At 67.7% G+C, this 14,085-nt stretch carries 12 protein-coding genes and 2 tRNA genes; 6 read left to right on the plus strand and 8 right to left on the minus strand.

Features of this window, described 5'->3' with window-relative positions; genetic code table 11:
- Window positions 1–148: 148 nt before the first annotated feature.
- Complete coding sequence (locus tag ACE3QC_RS10905) at window positions 149–1,243, plus strand: fatty acid desaturase (RefSeq protein ID WP_374408140.1); 1,095 nt, start codon at window positions 149–151, stop codon at window positions 1,241–1,243.
- Window positions 1,244–1,256: 13 nt separating this feature from the next.
- On the opposite strand, the gene lptG is transcribed toward ACE3QC_RS10905, so the two are convergent.
- The 5 genes from lptG to ACE3QC_RS10930 all read right to left on the minus strand — a co-directional run bounded on the left by lptG (window position 1,257) and on the right by ACE3QC_RS10930 (window position 7,033).
- Complete coding sequence (gene lptG / locus ACE3QC_RS10910; protein WP_374408143.1) at window positions 1,257–2,354, minus strand: LPS export ABC transporter permease LptG; 1,098 nt, start codon at window positions 2,352–2,354, stop codon at window positions 1,257–1,259.
- 12 nt (window positions 2,355–2,366) lie between these two features.
- Entirely contained in the window at window positions 2,367–3,590 is a 1,224-nt protein-coding gene (lptF, locus tag ACE3QC_RS10915; RefSeq protein WP_374408144.1) for an LPS export ABC transporter permease LptF, read from the minus strand.
- A gap of 111 nt (window positions 3,591–3,701) precedes the next feature.
- Complete coding sequence (gene clpS / locus ACE3QC_RS10920) at window positions 3,702–4,085, minus strand: ATP-dependent Clp protease adapter ClpS (protein WP_374408146.1); 384 nt, start codon at window positions 4,083–4,085, stop codon at window positions 3,702–3,704.
- A 186-nt stretch (window positions 4,086–4,271) separates the two neighbouring features.
- Window positions 4,272–5,027 carry a phasin family protein gene (locus ACE3QC_RS10925; RefSeq protein ID WP_374408148.1) on the minus strand — a complete coding sequence of 252 codons (756 nt, stop codon included), beginning with the start codon at window positions 5,025–5,027 and terminating at the stop codon, window positions 4,272–4,274.
- A gap of 137 nt (window positions 5,028–5,164) precedes the next feature.
- Window positions 5,165–7,033, minus strand: coding sequence for a PHA/PHB synthase family protein (locus ACE3QC_RS10930; RefSeq protein WP_374408150.1), 1,869 nt, complete (start codon window positions 7,031–7,033; stop codon window positions 5,165–5,167).
- Window positions 7,034–7,158: 125 nt separating this feature from the next.
- Here ACE3QC_RS10930 and ACE3QC_RS10935 point away from each other — a divergent pair, with 125 nt between their 5' ends.
- The 3 genes from ACE3QC_RS10935 to ACE3QC_RS10945 all read left to right on the plus strand — a co-directional run bounded on the left by ACE3QC_RS10935 (window position 7,159) and on the right by ACE3QC_RS10945 (window position 9,684).
- A complete protein-coding gene (locus tag ACE3QC_RS10935) occupies window positions 7,159–8,364 on the plus strand; it encodes an LL-diaminopimelate aminotransferase (protein ID WP_374408152.1) in 1,206 nt (401 codons plus the stop codon).
- 110 nt (window positions 8,365–8,474) lie between these two features.
- On the plus strand, window positions 8,475–8,921 hold the full coding sequence (locus ACE3QC_RS10940; protein ID WP_374408154.1) for a winged helix-turn-helix domain-containing protein: 447 nt from the start codon (window positions 8,475–8,477) through the stop codon (window positions 8,919–8,921).
- A complete protein-coding gene (locus tag ACE3QC_RS10945; protein WP_374408156.1) occupies window positions 8,878–9,684 on the plus strand; it encodes a crotonase/enoyl-CoA hydratase family protein in 807 nt (268 codons plus the stop codon). The genes ACE3QC_RS10940 and ACE3QC_RS10945 overlap by 44 nt, the downstream gene beginning before the upstream one ends.
- A gap of 197 nt (window positions 9,685–9,881) precedes the next feature.
- Here ACE3QC_RS10945 and ACE3QC_RS10950 read toward each other — a convergent pair whose 3' ends face one another.
- On the minus strand, window positions 9,882–10,661 hold the full coding sequence (locus ACE3QC_RS10950; RefSeq protein WP_374408157.1) for a thioesterase family protein: 780 nt from the start codon (window positions 10,659–10,661) through the stop codon (window positions 9,882–9,884).
- Between the two features lie 139 nt (window positions 10,662–10,800).
- Here ACE3QC_RS10950 and ACE3QC_RS10955 point away from each other — a divergent pair.
- Window positions 10,801–10,874, plus strand: a tRNA-Cys gene (locus ACE3QC_RS10955).
- A 59-nt stretch (window positions 10,875–10,933) separates the two neighbouring features.
- Window positions 10,934–11,009, plus strand: a tRNA-Thr gene (locus tag ACE3QC_RS10960).
- A 44-nt stretch (window positions 11,010–11,053) separates the two neighbouring features.
- Here the strand turns inward: ACE3QC_RS10960 and ACE3QC_RS10965 are convergent.
- On the minus strand, window positions 11,054–12,931 hold the full coding sequence (locus ACE3QC_RS10965; protein WP_374408159.1) for a biotin carboxylase N-terminal domain-containing protein: 1,878 nt from the start codon (window positions 12,929–12,931) through the stop codon (window positions 11,054–11,056).
- Between the two features lie 72 nt (window positions 12,932–13,003).
- Complete coding sequence (locus ACE3QC_RS10970) at window positions 13,004–14,062, minus strand: phytoene/squalene synthase family protein (RefSeq protein ID WP_374408161.1); 1,059 nt, start codon at window positions 14,060–14,062, stop codon at window positions 13,004–13,006.
- Window positions 14,063–14,085: the final 23 nt, after the last annotated feature.

Genomic DNA, 14,085 nt, shown 5'->3' on the forward strand with positions numbered 1-14,085 from the left:
CCTGTTCAGCGTCGGTTAGCCCTGTGTTTGCTTGTCGCCCGTTGTCAAGCAGCGCGCCGAGCCCCCGGCCTCGAGGCGCGTCGATATGCGAATATTTTTCGCGCCGGGCATTTTTCGTGTAGATCGCAGCATCCGGGACGACATGGCCATGAACATGCAACAGACCATCGACCCTGCAGGCGCCGCTGCGGCGGAGCCGGCGGCGCGCGTGCCGTCGAAAGCCGCGATCGCCGACGACAAGGTGATGCTGCGCGCCGCGCGCGATCTCACCCGCGATCTGGCCGAGGCGCGCCCTGCGATCTACTGGACCGACATGCTGCTTTCCGCCGGGCTCGGCTATGCCGCGCTCGCCGGGGCGATCCTCGTCGGCAGTGCGCCGCTCGCCGTGGCGCTGGGCGTGGTCGCCGCGCTCGCGCTCTATCGCGCGCTGCTGTTCATCCACGAGCTGACGCATATCCACCGCGACGCCTTGCCCGGTTTCCGGCTGGGCTGGAACCTCGTGGTCGGCGTTCCCGTGCTGACGCCTTCGTTTATGTACGAAGGGGTGCACACGCTGCACCACGCGCGCACGCGCTACGGCACGGCCGAAGATCCCGAATACCTGCCGCTCGCGCTGATGAAATGGTGGAGCTTGCCGATGTTCGTGCTCATCGCGCTGCTCCTGCCCGTGGCCCTGCTTTTCCGCTTTGCGGTGCTCGTACCGCTGGGTGCGGTGATTCCGCCCGTGCGCAAGCTGGTGTGGGAGCGTTTCTCGGCGCTGTCGATCAATCCCGATTTCCGCCGCCGCGCGCCTGAAGGCGATCTGCGCAAGCGGGTCTTCTGGCAGGAACTCGGCGGCTGCCTGTGGGCGCTGGCGCTGATCGGCAGCGTGTTCGCGCTCGGCTGGCGTCCGCTGCTCATCGCGCTGGCGGTGCTGTCGCTCGCCGCCGTGCTCAACCAGTTGCGCACGCTGGTCGCGCACCTGTGGGAGAACGAGGGCGAGCCGATGACGGTGACCGCGCAGTTCCTCGATTCGGTCAACGTGCCGCCGCCGGGCCGGATCGCGGAGATCTGGGCGCCGGTCGGCCTGCGCTATCACGCGCTGCACCACCTGCTGCCGTCCATGCCCTACCACTCGCTGGGCGAGGCGCACCGTCGGCTGGCCGGTCATCTGGGCGGCGATTCGACGTACGACGGCGCGAACCATCCGGGAATGTGGACGCTGGTGGCGCGGATCGCGCGCAGCACCATGCGCGCCCGCTAGCTTTGGTCCCGGGCTATTCCTCGGTGCGAACGAGCACCGTCTCGCCGATCATCAGGAACAGGAAAAACGGCGCCCATGCGGCGAGCAGCGGCGGGTATCCGCCGAAGCTGCCCATCGCCAGCGCGGCGTTGTCGATCACGAAATAGGCGAACCCCAGCGCCATCGCGATGATCGCGCGCAGGAACAGCTGGCCCGAGCGGGCGAGGCCGAACGCCGCGATCGCGCCCAGCAGCGGCATCAGGAACGCGGAAAGCGGGCCGGAAATCTTATGCCACCACTTGGCGCGCAGCTCGCTGGTTCGGCGTCCAACGTCCTCGTAGGCGAGGATCGAACCGAACAATTCGACCACGTTTTCCGCATCGGCATCGACGCTTTCGAGTTCGATCTGTGCCGGAGTCAGCCCTTCGGCCACCACCAGCCGGTCGATCGGCGACGTATCGGCGGTCGCGACATCGAACCGGGTCGCATCCTCGAGCAGCCAGCCCGGCGCGGCATAGCGTGCGCTGGCAGCGCGGACCTGCTCGGTCAGCATCCCGCCGTCGCCGCGGCGATACCAGGTGACGCCGCGCATCTGCATGCTTTCGCCGGTTCCTGCGAGGGATGCGGCCATGAGGATGTCGTCTCCGTCCGCCAGATAGACGTTCGCGCGCATGTCGGTCGTCTGCGGCACCGGGCCGAACTCGTTCGCCTCCCACGCCTTGAGCGTGGCGGTCGCGCGGGTGACCACGGTCTCGTTGAACAGGAAGCTTATCGCGGCCACCCCGGCAGCGGTGAGCAGCAGCGGAGCGAGCACCTGATGCGCGGAAAGGCCGGCCGCCTTCATCGCGATGACCTCGCTGTTCTGGTTCAGCGTGACGAGCGCGATGATCGTCGCCAGAAGGACCGAATAGGGCAGGAACCGTGCGATCAGTTGCGGCACGCGCAAGGTCACGTAGGTCCACAGCTCGCCCTGACCGTTCCCCGCCACCGCGAGGATTTCGCCGCTGGTGCTCAGCAGGTCGAGCATCATCAGCACGAGCACTAGGATCGCCAGCATTGCCACGATGCGTACGATGAACAGCTTGGCGAGGTAGGCGGTCAGCGTCCGCGAGGGAAAGAAATCGAGCTGCACGGGGTTCCTTCGCTATTCGGCTGGAGCCAGCTCGGGGGCGCGTTGCCGCTGCCGCCCGAACAGCTTGCGCAGGCGCTTGGCGAACCTGTCGAACGCGGTTTCGAGCGCGCCGATCGGCTGCCCGCCAGGCACCACCGCGACCTTGCGGTACATCCATATGATCAATGCGGCGAACAGCACGAACGGCACCCATAGCGCCAACACGGGATCGAACCGGCCGAGTGCGGCGATATCCTCCCCGTACTGGTTTACCTTGTGGTAGGAGACCACCATCACCACCGAGAGGAACACGCCCAGCGCGCTGGTCGATCGCTTCGGAGGGATCGCCAGTGCGACCGCGAGCAGCGGCATCAGCGCCATCATCACCACCTCGACCATCCGGAAGTTGAAGCTGGCCCGGCTCGCATCGCGCTTGGCCTCGGTCGTGCCGTCGCTCCAGCCGATGCGCAGCAGTTCGGGCAGGATGTATTCGCGTTCGGCGTCGCCGCGGTCGCGGAACGCCTCGATCTGCGGCAGGTCGATCGGCAGGTCGTGGCGGGTGAAGCTGAGCACGCGCGGGGTCTGGCTGCCGGTGTCCTGCACGATCGTGCCGTCGGTCAGGCGTAGGATGATCGTGTTGGGATTGTCGGTCGTGGCGAGGAACGCGCCCTCGCGCGCCGAGATCGAAAGCACCTGGCCGCGTTCGTTGGCGACGCGCGCGAAGATGCCCTGCAGTCGCCGCCCGTCGTCCTCGCTCGCTTCGATCCGCAGCGCCATGCGATCGGCCAGCGTGGTGAATTCGCCGACCTTGATCGACGCCCCGAGCGCACCGGAGCGCAGCTCGTATTCCATCTGCTCGTAGTAATAGCGGCTGACCGGCTGGACGTAGAACACCAGCGCCACGTTCACCACCATCAGCACCGCAGTGATGATGTAGGGCACGCGCAGCAGGCGGAAATAGCTGAGGCCGACCGCGCGCATCACGTCCAACTCGCTCGATGTGGCGAGCTTGCGGAAGGCGAGCAGCACGCCGAGTAGGAGGCCGAGCGGGATCGCGAGGCTGGCGTATTCGGGCATCATCGCGCCGAGCATCTTGAACACCACGCCGACCGGCCCGCCTTCGACCGCGACGAAATCGAACAGGCGCAGCATCTTGTCGAGCACCAGCAGCGATGCGGCGATCGCGAAGACGCCGAACATCGGCAGCAGGACCAGCCGAAGGATATAGCGATCGATCGAGGGGATGGATTTCAGCAAGATTTCCGGCCGGCGGCTGCGTGTCCCATCGCCCTAGCGCGAAAATTCGCCCCGGTCATGCCCCGTATTCGTCGGCCCGTTCGCAGGGCTCGTTCGCCGGCTCGCCGCGGCTCACGCCTTCTCCAGCGTGCACTGGAGCGGGTGCTGGTTCTCGCGCGCGAAATCCATCACCTGGTTCACCTTGGTTTCGGCGACTTCGTACGGGAAGATGCCGCACACCCCGACGCCGCGCTGGTGGACGTGGAGCATCACCCGCGTGGCTTGTTCCATGTCCATGCGGAAGAAGCGCTTCAACACCATCACCACGAATTCCATCGGGGTATAGTCGTCGTTGAGCATCAGCACCTTGTACTGGCTCGGCTTCTTCGGCTTCGTCCGGGTGCGGGTGGCGACGCCGAGTTGGCCTTCCCCGCCGTCCTCGCGATCCGAATCGCCGTCGCCCGCAGCGAGGGGGCGCAGGCGTGGGTCGGCATGGGAGGCAGGGGTGAAGGTCATCGGCTCGCAATATCGTATGGCGCGGGCAATCTGCAAGGCGGGGTGCGACGGCAGGCGGCGATTGCCGAGCGGTTCTCGGCGCGCGGGCGAAAAAAAGGGCCGGTCAGCACCTGGCTGACCGGCCCGTATCATCGCAGGCCCTGCTCGGGAGAGGAGAGAGGCCGGGCCCGCGTCGCGCAGAGCGGTTCAGGCCGCCTTGCGAACCCTGTCCATCGCCAGGCTCATGCGGCTCGAGAGCGGCGCGGCGACGTCGCCGGCGAGCTTGACCCATGCTTCGGTCGCCTTCGACATCTGCGCGACGGCGGCGTCGAAGTTGCGGCTGGCGATCTTGCCCTGGAGCTCGACGAAATCGGTCGGCGACTTGACGGCGGCGAAGTCCTTGGCGTCGGTCGTCATGGTTTCCATGGCGCCCTTGCCGTTGTCCATCGCGCCCTTCGCCATGTCCTGCATGCCGGCGGCGAAGATCTTGCCCGATTCGACCATCGCATCGAGGTTGCCTTGCGAGAAATCGCGAGCCTCGGCGGCGTATTCGGTGCCCTTGTCGTAGGCGGTCTTCGCACGGGCCTGGAGTTCGGCGAGGCCGTCCTTCATCTGCGCAGCGTAATCGGTGGTGGCGGTCTTGGTCTTGGTCATGATGGTATCCTTCGAAACGGGTTTGGCCGGGGCTTTCGCCGCGGGCTTGCGTCTGGCGGCGACAGTGGCCTTGGGGGCCTTCTTCGCCGCGGTTTTCTTCACGGTGGTCTTTTTCTTGGGCTTGTTTGCCTTCGGCTGGACCGCGGCCTTGCGGGCCGGGGCTTTCGCCGGAGTCTTCGGAGCGGGAACGTCCGCCGCAGGGTCGGGCGCCGCTTCGGATTTCGGGGCCTCCGCCTTGCGGGCGGCCGAGGCTTCGGCGTAAGCCTTTTCGGCCGCGGCATCGATCTTGGCGTCGGGCTGGGTAGCCATCGCGATCTTTCCTGTGCTTCGCGGACATGGCATCCGCTTATGTTGCAGTGCACAAAATAGCTATCGCAAGCGCGAAGTCAAGCGATTTTTGTGCAGCGCACAATAAGGAACACTGAGGCTGTTGCTGGGCGGAAGGCCTATCGCGTCTTCACGTATCGGCCCGGCGCATCCTCGATCACCTTGTCGCCCTTGCCGCCCGGCTTGCGCTTGCCCTTGGCGGCGACTTTGGCGTCGTCGCGTGCTTCCAGCCAGTCGAGCCAGTGGGGCCACCAGCTGCCGGGACACTCGGTCGCCCCCGCGACGAAGGCTTCGAGCGAATCCGCTCCGCTGTCGCCGGTCCAGTACTGATACTTGTTCGCGGCGGGCGGATTGACGACGCCGGCTATGTGGCCCGAGCCGGCGAGGAGGAAGGTGGTGTCGCCCGCGAAGTGCTGCGTCGCGCGCCAGACGCTTTCGGCAGGGGCGATATGGTCCTCGCGCCCGGCCTGGATATAGGCGGGGGTCTTTATCCTCGTAAGGTCGATCTTCGTGCCGTCCGCCTCCATCGCGTCGGCTTCGACCAGCTTGTTGTCGCGGTAGAGGTCGCGCAGGTAGGCGGCGTGCCACTGGCCGGGCAGATTGGTGACGTCGCCGTTCCAGTGGAGCAGATCGAACGCCGGGTAGTCCTCGCCCAGCAGGTAGTTGTTGACCACGTAGTTCCAGATCAGGTCCTTGCCGCGCAGCGCGTTGAACGTCGCGGCGAGATAGCGCCCGTCGAGGTAGCCTTCGGGCGAGAGCTTGGCGATCGTCTCCAACTGCTGGTCGTCGACGAAATTGAGCAGTTCGCCCGCCTTCTCGAAATCGACCTGCGCGGTGAAGAAGGTCGCGCTCGCCACCTTGTCCGCCTCGTTTCGGCGAGCGAGGATCGCCAGCGTCGCGGCGAGCGTGGTGCCCGCGACGCAATAGCCGATCGTGTGCACCGCGGGCACGTCGAGCCGCTCGCGAACGTGATCGATCGCGTCGATCTGCGCGCGGATGTAATCGTCCCACACCACGTCCGCCATCGAGGCGTCGGCCGATTTCCAGCTGACCACGAAGACCGTCAGTCCCTGATCGACCGCCCACTTGATGAAGCTCTTCTTCGGCGTCAGGTCGAGGATGTAGAAGCGGTTGATCCACGGCGGGAAAATGATCAGCGGGACCGCGTGGACCTCGTCGGTCGAGGGCGCATACTGGATGAGCTGGTAGAGCGGCGTCTCGTGCACGACCTTGCCCGGCGTGGCGGCGAGGTTCTCGCCCAGCGTGAACGCGTCGGCGTCGGTATGGGTGAGCTGCCCGCGCTTCAGGTCCGCGATCAGGAACTGCATTCCCCTGACGAGGTTCTGGCCGCCGGTCTCGATCGTGCGCTTCAGCACCACCGGATTGGTGGCGAGGAAATTGTCCGGGCTCATCGCCTCGAGCAGCGATTGCGTGGCGAACCTGAGTTGCGCCTTCTTGTCTTCCGGCACCCCTTTCACATCCTGCGCCGCGCGGGTGAACCAGTCGGCGAGCATGAGGTAGGTCTGGTGGAGCAGCACGTAGGCCGGGTGCGCGCGCCACGCCGGGTCGGAGAAGCGGCGGTCCTGCCGGGGCAACCCGGCCGCATCGCTCTCGTCGTTCCCGCCGCCCAGCATCGTGCCGAGCACGCCTTGCCACAGCTCGATCCCTTCCTGCATCATCGTCTGCGCCTGCGCGGGATCGAACGGCGTGGCGCGCGCCCAGCCTTGCGTCATCAGCATCCATTGCTGCGGATCGAGCGGATTGGCGATGTCCGCGCCGCTTGCGAGCCGCTCGTTCGCGAAATCGAGCCACATCGTGCGCAACTGCTCGGCGGTCTCGGTCCATTGCGCCATGTCGGCCTGTGGCAGTGTTCCGCCCGTGTCGCTATCGTTGTCGTCGGTCGCCGGGGCGAACCGGCCGAACATCTCGCGCATCGCCTCCGCCTGCATGTCGAAAAAAGTGGCGAAAGGATCCTGCCGGTCGGCCATAGGGTGCGCTCCTCGTAGTCGCGGTTGGTCGAGCAATAGCCAAATGCGCATTTGATCGCGACCGCTATTCCGTTAGGAATCGGTATGCGCGAGCCGTTCGCGCGTTCCGGATCGAGACGAGGTTCATGGATACCGACTTCTACCGCATGAAGCGCCTGCCGCCCTACGTGATCGCCGAGGTCAACGGAATGCGGCACGCGGCGCGGCGCGCGGGGCGGGATATCATCGACCTCGGCATGGGCAACCCCGACCAGCCGCCGCCGCAGCACGTGATCGACAAGCTGTGCGAGGTCGCCGCCAAGCCATCCGCGCACGGCTATTCGCAGTCGAAGGGCATTCCCGGGCTGCGCCGCGCGCAGGCGAACTATTATGGCCGCCGCTTCGGGGTCGATCTCGATCCCGAGACCGAAGTGGTGGTGACGATGGGCAGCAAGGAAGGTCTCGCCAGCCTCGCCACCGCGATCACCGCGCCGGGCGACGTGGTGCTCGCGCCCAACCCGAGCTACCCGATCCACACCTTCGGCTTCATCATCGCGGGCGCGACGATCCGCAGCGTGCCGACGACGCCGGACGAAAACTATTTCCGCAGCCTCGAGAAAGCGATGCACTTCACCGTGCCGCGCCCGAGCGTGCTGGTGGTGAACTACCCCTCCAACCCGACCGCCGAAGTGGTCGACCTCGCGTTCTACGAGGGGCTGGTTGCCTGGGCGAAGGAAAACCGGGTCTGGATCCTCTCCGATCTCGCCTATTCGGAACTCTATTTCGACGGCAACCCGACGCCTTCGATCATGCAAGTGAAAGGTGCGAAGGACGTGGCGGTGGAATTCACCTCGATGTCCAAGACCTATTCGATGGCCGGCTGGCGGATGGGCTTCGCGGTCGGCAATGCCGAGCTGATCGCGGCGATGAGCCGGGTGAAGAGTTACCTCGATTACGGGGCCTTCACCCCGATCCAGGCCGCCGCCTGCGCCGCGCTCAACGGCCCGCAGGATATCGTCGAGAGCAACCGCCAGCTCTACCACAAGCGGCGCGACGTCATGGTCGAGGCGTTCGGCCGGGCGGGGTGGGACATTCCGCCGCCGCCCGCCAGCATGTTCGCCTGGGCCCCGCTGCCGCCCGCGCTGAAGGAAATGGGCAGCCTAGAATTCTCCAAGCAGCTCCTCACCCATGCCGACGTCGCGGTCGCGCCGGGCGTCGGCTACGGCGAGGAGGGTGAGGGCTACGTGCGCATCGCGATGGTCGAGAACGAGCAGCGGCTGCGTCAGGCCGCGCGCAACGTGAAGCGCTACTTCGCCTCGCTCGGTATCAACGCCGCCGCCGGGACGGGCTGACCGCGCAATTGCTCCATATCGGAGGCGAGCCGCGTTGACCGCGAGCCCCCCGGTTCCCTAGCCTGCGCGCTCAACCGGGTCGGGGGTCGCATGAAGTCGGGTGCAGGGTGATGTGGCGCGAAGGCGCCGCCGATCCGCCGCTGCTGCCGCGCTGGATGCAGGCCGGGCCTGTACGGCTCGACCTGTTCCACCGCGACGGGCAGGCCGCCGGCCGCTGGCTGGGCCTGCACCCGCGCGAGTTCGAGGTGTTCTGGTGGCTCGCCGAGCACGCGCCCGATCCCGTCCCGCAAGCCCGCCTGCTGCGCGAGGTCTGGCGGCTCGAGTTCGATCCCGAAACCAATCGGGTGGCGGTGGCGGTGTGCCGCATCCGCGCCAAGCTGCGCGCGGCGGGCTTGCGCGGGCTGATCGCGACGGTGCCCGATCGTGGATACCTCCTCCAGCCGCACGAAGCGCTGGACAGCGCCGCCGCGCTGGGCGACGATGCCGCGTCTCGCAACATGACAGGTGGTAGCGATGCAGTTTCGCCCGAACGACAGGGTGTCGATCGATCTGGGTAGCGACGGCGTCGCGCAGGTTCGCCTGACGCGGCCCGACAAGATGAACGCGCTCGACCCCGAGATGTTCGCGCGGCTGGTCGAGGCGGGGCAGGCGCTGCACGAGATGAAGGGGCTGCGCGTCGTCGTGCTTTCCGGCGACGGGCGGGCGTTCTGCGCCGGGCTCGATCTGTCGAATTTCGCCAAGCCGCCCGATCCCGACGCGCCGCAACTCACCGACCGCACGCATGGCAACGCCAACCTGTTTCAGCAGGTCGCGGTGCAGTGGCGCAAGCTGCCGGTGCCGGTGATCGCCGCGGTCCACGGCATATGCTTCGGCGGTGGATTGCAGATCGCCAGCGGGGCCGACATCCGCGTGATCGCGCCCGATACGCGGCTGGCGATCATGGAGATGAAGTGGGGCCTCGTCCCCGATATGGGCGGCTATGCGCTGTGGCGCGGGCTGGTGCGCGACGACGTGCTGCGCGAGCTGGTCTACACCAACCGCGAATTCACCGGCGAGGAGGCGAAGGAATACGGCCTTGCCACCCATGTTGATGCCGACCCGCTCGCCCGCGCCACCGCGATCGCGGGCGAGATCGCCGACCGCAGCCCGCACGCGATCCGCGGGGCCAAGCGCCTCGCCGCCGCGATGATCGACCGCACGACCGACGAGATTCTGGTCGAGGAAAGCATCGAGCAGCACAAGGTCATGCGCACGGCCAACCAGATCGAGGCGGTGATGGCGGGAATGGAAAAGCGCCGGGCGAAGTTCGCCGACGTCTAGCTGGAGGTTTGGATCACGCGGAGGCGCGGAGGCGCGGGGGGTGTTTTTCCAAGTGCATTGATCACATCATTCCCGCGAAAGCGGCATTCCATATTCCAACGGCAGCATTGGGACGTCCGCATTCGCGGGGAAGAGCGGCCGAGGTTCCAGCGCAACCTCCTCCGCGTCTCAGCGTCTCCGCGTGACAAATCCTGTGTTCAGCCGAAGATCGCCGCCGCCTGCATTCCGTCCAGCACACGCTTGCCCTCGGCGTTCCACAGGCGCAGTCGCTCGGAGGAATAGCCCGCGTCGGCGTGCTGGCTGGCGTTTTCGGACAGCCACCAGCCGTCGCGGGTCGCCGGCTCGGTATCGAGCAGGTTGAACGACCAGTTGATCGAGCTGACCGGACCCTGCCGCTGCATCGCGCGCATCGCGCCGGGCGGCAGCACGTCGCCCATCAGGATCAGCTCGGAGACGGGATCGAGCACCCCGCGTTCGGTCAGGCGCGCCCAGCGGCGCACGACCGGCGCGCCGGGCCCACGCTCGTTCTGCGCGCGGCGCAGTTCGAAGTTGTGGCGGATGAACGCGGGGCCCTTGTCGACCATCACCGGCTCCGCATCCTCCGGGCCGCCGGGCCAGTCCTCGGGCGGATCGGCGGGGTGGACCGCGTTGGCCTCGCGCGCGGTGCCGAACAGCCACAGCGCGGTGAGGGCGCAGGCGCCGTCGGCCCAGATTTCGCTGCGCACCTGCGCCACGTTGCGCCCCTGCCGCACGATCTCGCGCCTGAGCTCGATTTCCCCGCCGACCGGCGCGACGAAGCCGACCTGCGCGGCGCGCAGCGGGGGCAGGTCGGGAAAGGCGCGGATCGCGGCGGTGTAGGCGACCAGCGCGGACGCCCCGCCATAGAGCGTGCGCCCCTGCATCCAGTGCTCGGCGTGGGAGAGGTTGGCGGGGCCGCCCGCGGCGGCGACGGGATCGATCAGGCTGGCGATGCTCATGCGGAGCAGCTTTACGCGTTCGTCAAGCGCGGTCCAGACTGACGTAACGTAAGGCGGCGAGCATCTACCCGATTGCCTTGCCGCGGCCGAGCGGCTAGGGGGCCGCTTCCGTCCGCATCCACGCGATGCGGGAGGGCGAGGCCCGATGGCGGAGTGGTTACGCAGAGGACTGCAAATCCTTGCACGCCGGTTCGATTCCGGCTCGGGCCTCCACTCTTCGCGAACCAAGGCATTGCGGCGCGCCCGCAGCGCCGATAAGGGCCGCGATCAGTGCCGCTTTAGCTCAGTTGGTAGAGCACATCATTCGTAATGATGGGGTCACGTGTTCGAGTCACGTAAGCGGCACCATTTTCCCGATGCCGATACAGATATTCCGCGCCGCTGCATCCGGATCAGCCGGCTTCTGCCGGTTCCACCACTGCCAGCACGGCATCGACCTGCACCTGACCGCCTTCGCTGGCGGTAAGCTCGGTCACGGTGCCGTCGAACGGGGCGGTGAGGGCGTGTTCCATCTTCATCGCTTCCAGCACCATCAGGCGCTGGCCGGCGGTGACGCTGTCGCCTTCGGCCACGTCGACCGCGATGACCTTGCCCGGCATCGGGGCGACGATCGCGCCGTCGCCCGCGGCGGTCGCGCCGGTGCCGCGCACGGCGGTGGCGAATTCGTAGGCCGTGCCGTCCTCGAACAGCACCAGCCGCTCGCCTTCCGCGATCCCGGTCGCGTCGGTCAGGCCCGCTTCGGGTTCGACCACGTGCGTTTCGCCGCGGTGCGTCAGGGCGAGCGCGGTGCGCGGGGCGGCGTTGAGGCGGAAACCGGCCAGCGGGTCGTCCGCATCGGCTTCGGTATGGAGGCGGAACGCGGCGGCGGAGCGCCACAGTTCCTCATCCGCCTCGTCGCCCGGAACGAGGCTGTCGATCCGGTCGGGGATGAAACCCGTATCGAGCTTCTCCATCACGAAATCGGGATCGCGCAGCGCGCGGCCGAGGAACCCGGCGTTGGTGCGCACCGGCCAGATCTCGACGCCCGACACCATCGCATCGAGCAGCTCGATCGCCTCGCCGCGCGTTTCGCCCCAGGCGACCAGCTTGGCGACCATCGGATCGTAGAACGGCGAGATCGCATCGCCCTGTTCGACCCCCGTCTCGGTGCGGCCCGCATCGACGAACGCGAGATGGTCGAGCGTGCCGGTGCTCGGCAGGAAACCCTTCGCCGGGTCTTCGGCATAGAGCCGCGCTTCCATCGCCCAGCCATCGATCCTGAGGTCGTCCTGCGCCAGCGGAATCGGCTCGCCGCTCGCCACGCGCAGCTGCCATTCGACCAGATCGACGCCGGTGATCTCCTCGGTCACCGGATGTTCGACCTGCAGGCGCGTGTTCATCTCCATGAAGAAGATGCGGTCGGCGCGCAGCCCTTCGCTCGCGTCGGCGATGAACTCGATCGTGCCCGCACCTTCGTAATTCACGGCCTGGGCGGCGCGCACGGCGGCGGCGCAGATAGCACTGCGGGTTTCCTCGTCCATGCCGGGGGCGGGGGCTTCCTCGATCACCTTCTGATGGCGGCGCTGCAATGAGCAGTCGCGTTCGAACAGATGGACCACGGTGCCGTGGCTGTCGCCGAACACCTGCACCTCGATGTGGCGGGGCGAGGTGATCCACTTTTCCAGCAGCACCTCGTCGTTGGAGAAGCTGGCCTTGGCTTCGCGCCGGCAGCTTTCCAGCGCGGCGGCGAAATCGGCCGCGGCATCGACCTTGCGCATCCCCTTGCCGCCGCCGCCCGCGACCGCCTTGATGAGCACGGGGTAGCCGATCGCATCGGCCTCCTGCTTCAGGCGCTCGGCCGATTGGGCTTCGCCCCCGGACTCGGGCGTATAGCCCGGCGTCACCGGCACGCCGGCGGCTTGCATCAGCTTCTTGGCCGCATCCTTCAGCCCCATCGCCTCGATGCTGTCGGGCTTGGGGCCGACCCAGATCAGCCCGGCATCGATCACCGCGCGGGCGAACCCGGCGTTCTCGGACAGGAAACCGTAGCCCGGATGGATCGCCTCGGCCCCGGTTTCCTGCGCCGCGGCGATGATCCGTTCGCCGATCAGATAGCTTTCGGCGGCGGGCGAGGGGCCGATGTGGACCGCTTCGTCCGCCTGGCGCACGTGCAGCGCGCGGGCGTCGGCATCGGAATGGACCGCGACGGTGGCGATGCCCATCTCGCGCGCGGTGCGGATGATGCGGCAGGCGATCTCGCCGCGATTGGCGATCAGGAGCTTGGTGATCATGCGCTCGGCGCTAACCCAAATCTCGCGGCAATGCGAGCCGGGCGTGGCTCGTCGACTGTTACTCGTCGGCCATTACTCGTCCGGCAGGGGGTCCATCGGCGGTTCGGCGATCGGGCCCGCCATGCGCACGTCGATCAGGATGTCCCCGCGGTTCCATACGGGCATCGTTTCGGGAACGGGCGGGCGGTTGCGCAGCGCCTCGAACAGCGCGACGATCACATGGCCCAGCTTCTCGCGCCGCCCGATCACCACGCGCCGGTCCCACGCGGCGGTGCCCCGGGCGCGCACCTCGCGCCCGATCTCGCCGTAGATGCGCGCGGCGGCGAGCACCGCCCAGCGGCTGCGCAGCGGCAGGTGCCGCGTGCCCGGCTTCGCCGCGGCCTCGTGCCGCTCCATCAAAGTGACGAGCTGCGCGGCCATCTCCGCCAGTTCGGGGCGATGGTGCGGCTTCATGAGCTGGCCGGGCTCGATATCCTGCTCCACCAGCCACTCGACCGGCAGGTAGCAGCGGTCCGCCGCGTCGTCCTCGGCGATGTCGCGCGCGATGTTGGCGAGCTGAAACGCGATGCCGAGGTCGCAGGCGCGGTCGAGCGTTGCCTCGTCGTCCTTCGGCACGCCCATCACCACCGCCATCATCACGCCCACCGCGCCCGCGACGTGATAGCAGTAGCGCGCCAGATCGGCCTCGGTGCGCGGGCGCCAGCCTGCGGCGTCGAGCTCGAAGCCCATGATGACGTCTTCGGCCATCTCGCGCGTCAGCCCGCATTCGCGCGCGACGAGGCCGAAGGCGTCGAATGCGGGATCGGCGGTGGGCAGGCCTTCGAACGCGCGCTCGGTCAGCAGGCGGATCGCGCGCAGGCGGCGGGCCGCGTCGAGCTCGTCGGCGGGCGCATGGTCCTCGATCGGGCGGCCGTGGTCCTGCCCGTCGGCGAGATCGTCGCACCGGCGGCACCAGGCATAGAGCAGCCACACCCGCTCGCGCGTGTCGGGATCGAACAGCGCGCTGGCGGCGGCGAAGCTTTTCGATCCGGCGGCGATCGACTCGCGCGCCTCTTCCACCAGCGACCAGCGGTCGCGCCCGCCGCCCGCCTGCGCGGGGGTGGCGCGCAGGATCCGCGAAGGGGCGAGCATTCGCGGCCCGATGCGGCGTGCCC

The sequence above is a fragment of the Pelagerythrobacter sp. genome, from assembly GCF_041912895.1.
Taxonomy (GTDB): domain Bacteria; phylum Pseudomonadota; class Alphaproteobacteria; order Sphingomonadales; family Sphingomonadaceae; genus Pelagerythrobacter.

Excerpts from the sequence above, each read along its gene's own strand:
- ACE3QC_RS10940 (WP_374408154.1), top strand. The coding sequence starts at position 8,475 with ATGTGGCGCGAAGGCGCCGCCGATCCGCCGCTGCTGCCGCGCTGGATG.
- ACE3QC_RS10925 (WP_374408148.1), bottom strand. The coding sequence starts at position 5,027 with ATGGCTACCCAGCCCGACGCCAAGATCGATGCCGCGGCCGAAAAGGCT.
- ACE3QC_RS10935 (WP_374408152.1), top strand. The coding sequence starts at position 7,159 with ATGGATACCGACTTCTACCGCATGAAGCGCCTGCCGCCCTACGTGATC.
- ACE3QC_RS10965 (WP_374408159.1), bottom strand. The coding sequence starts at position 12,931 with ATGATCACCAAGCTCCTGATCGCCAATCGCGGCGAGATCGCCTGCCGC.
- ACE3QC_RS10905 (WP_374408140.1), top strand. The coding sequence starts at position 149 with ATGAACATGCAACAGACCATCGACCCTGCAGGCGCCGCTGCGGCGGAG.
- ACE3QC_RS10970 (WP_374408161.1), bottom strand. The coding sequence starts at position 14,062 with ATGCTCGCCCCTTCGCGGATCCTGCGCGCCACCCCCGCGCAGGCGGGC.
- ACE3QC_RS10945 (WP_374408156.1), top strand. The coding sequence starts at position 8,878 with ATGCAGTTTCGCCCGAACGACAGGGTGTCGATCGATCTGGGTAGCGAC.
- ACE3QC_RS10950 (WP_374408157.1), bottom strand. The coding sequence starts at position 10,661 with ATGAGCATCGCCAGCCTGATCGATCCCGTCGCCGCCGCGGGCGGCCCC.
- ACE3QC_RS10930 (WP_374408150.1), bottom strand. The coding sequence starts at position 7,033 with ATGGCCGACCGGCAGGATCCTTTCGCCACTTTTTTCGACATGCAGGCG.
- clpS (WP_374408146.1), bottom strand. The coding sequence starts at position 4,085 with ATGACCTTCACCCCTGCCTCCCATGCCGACCCACGCCTGCGCCCCCTC.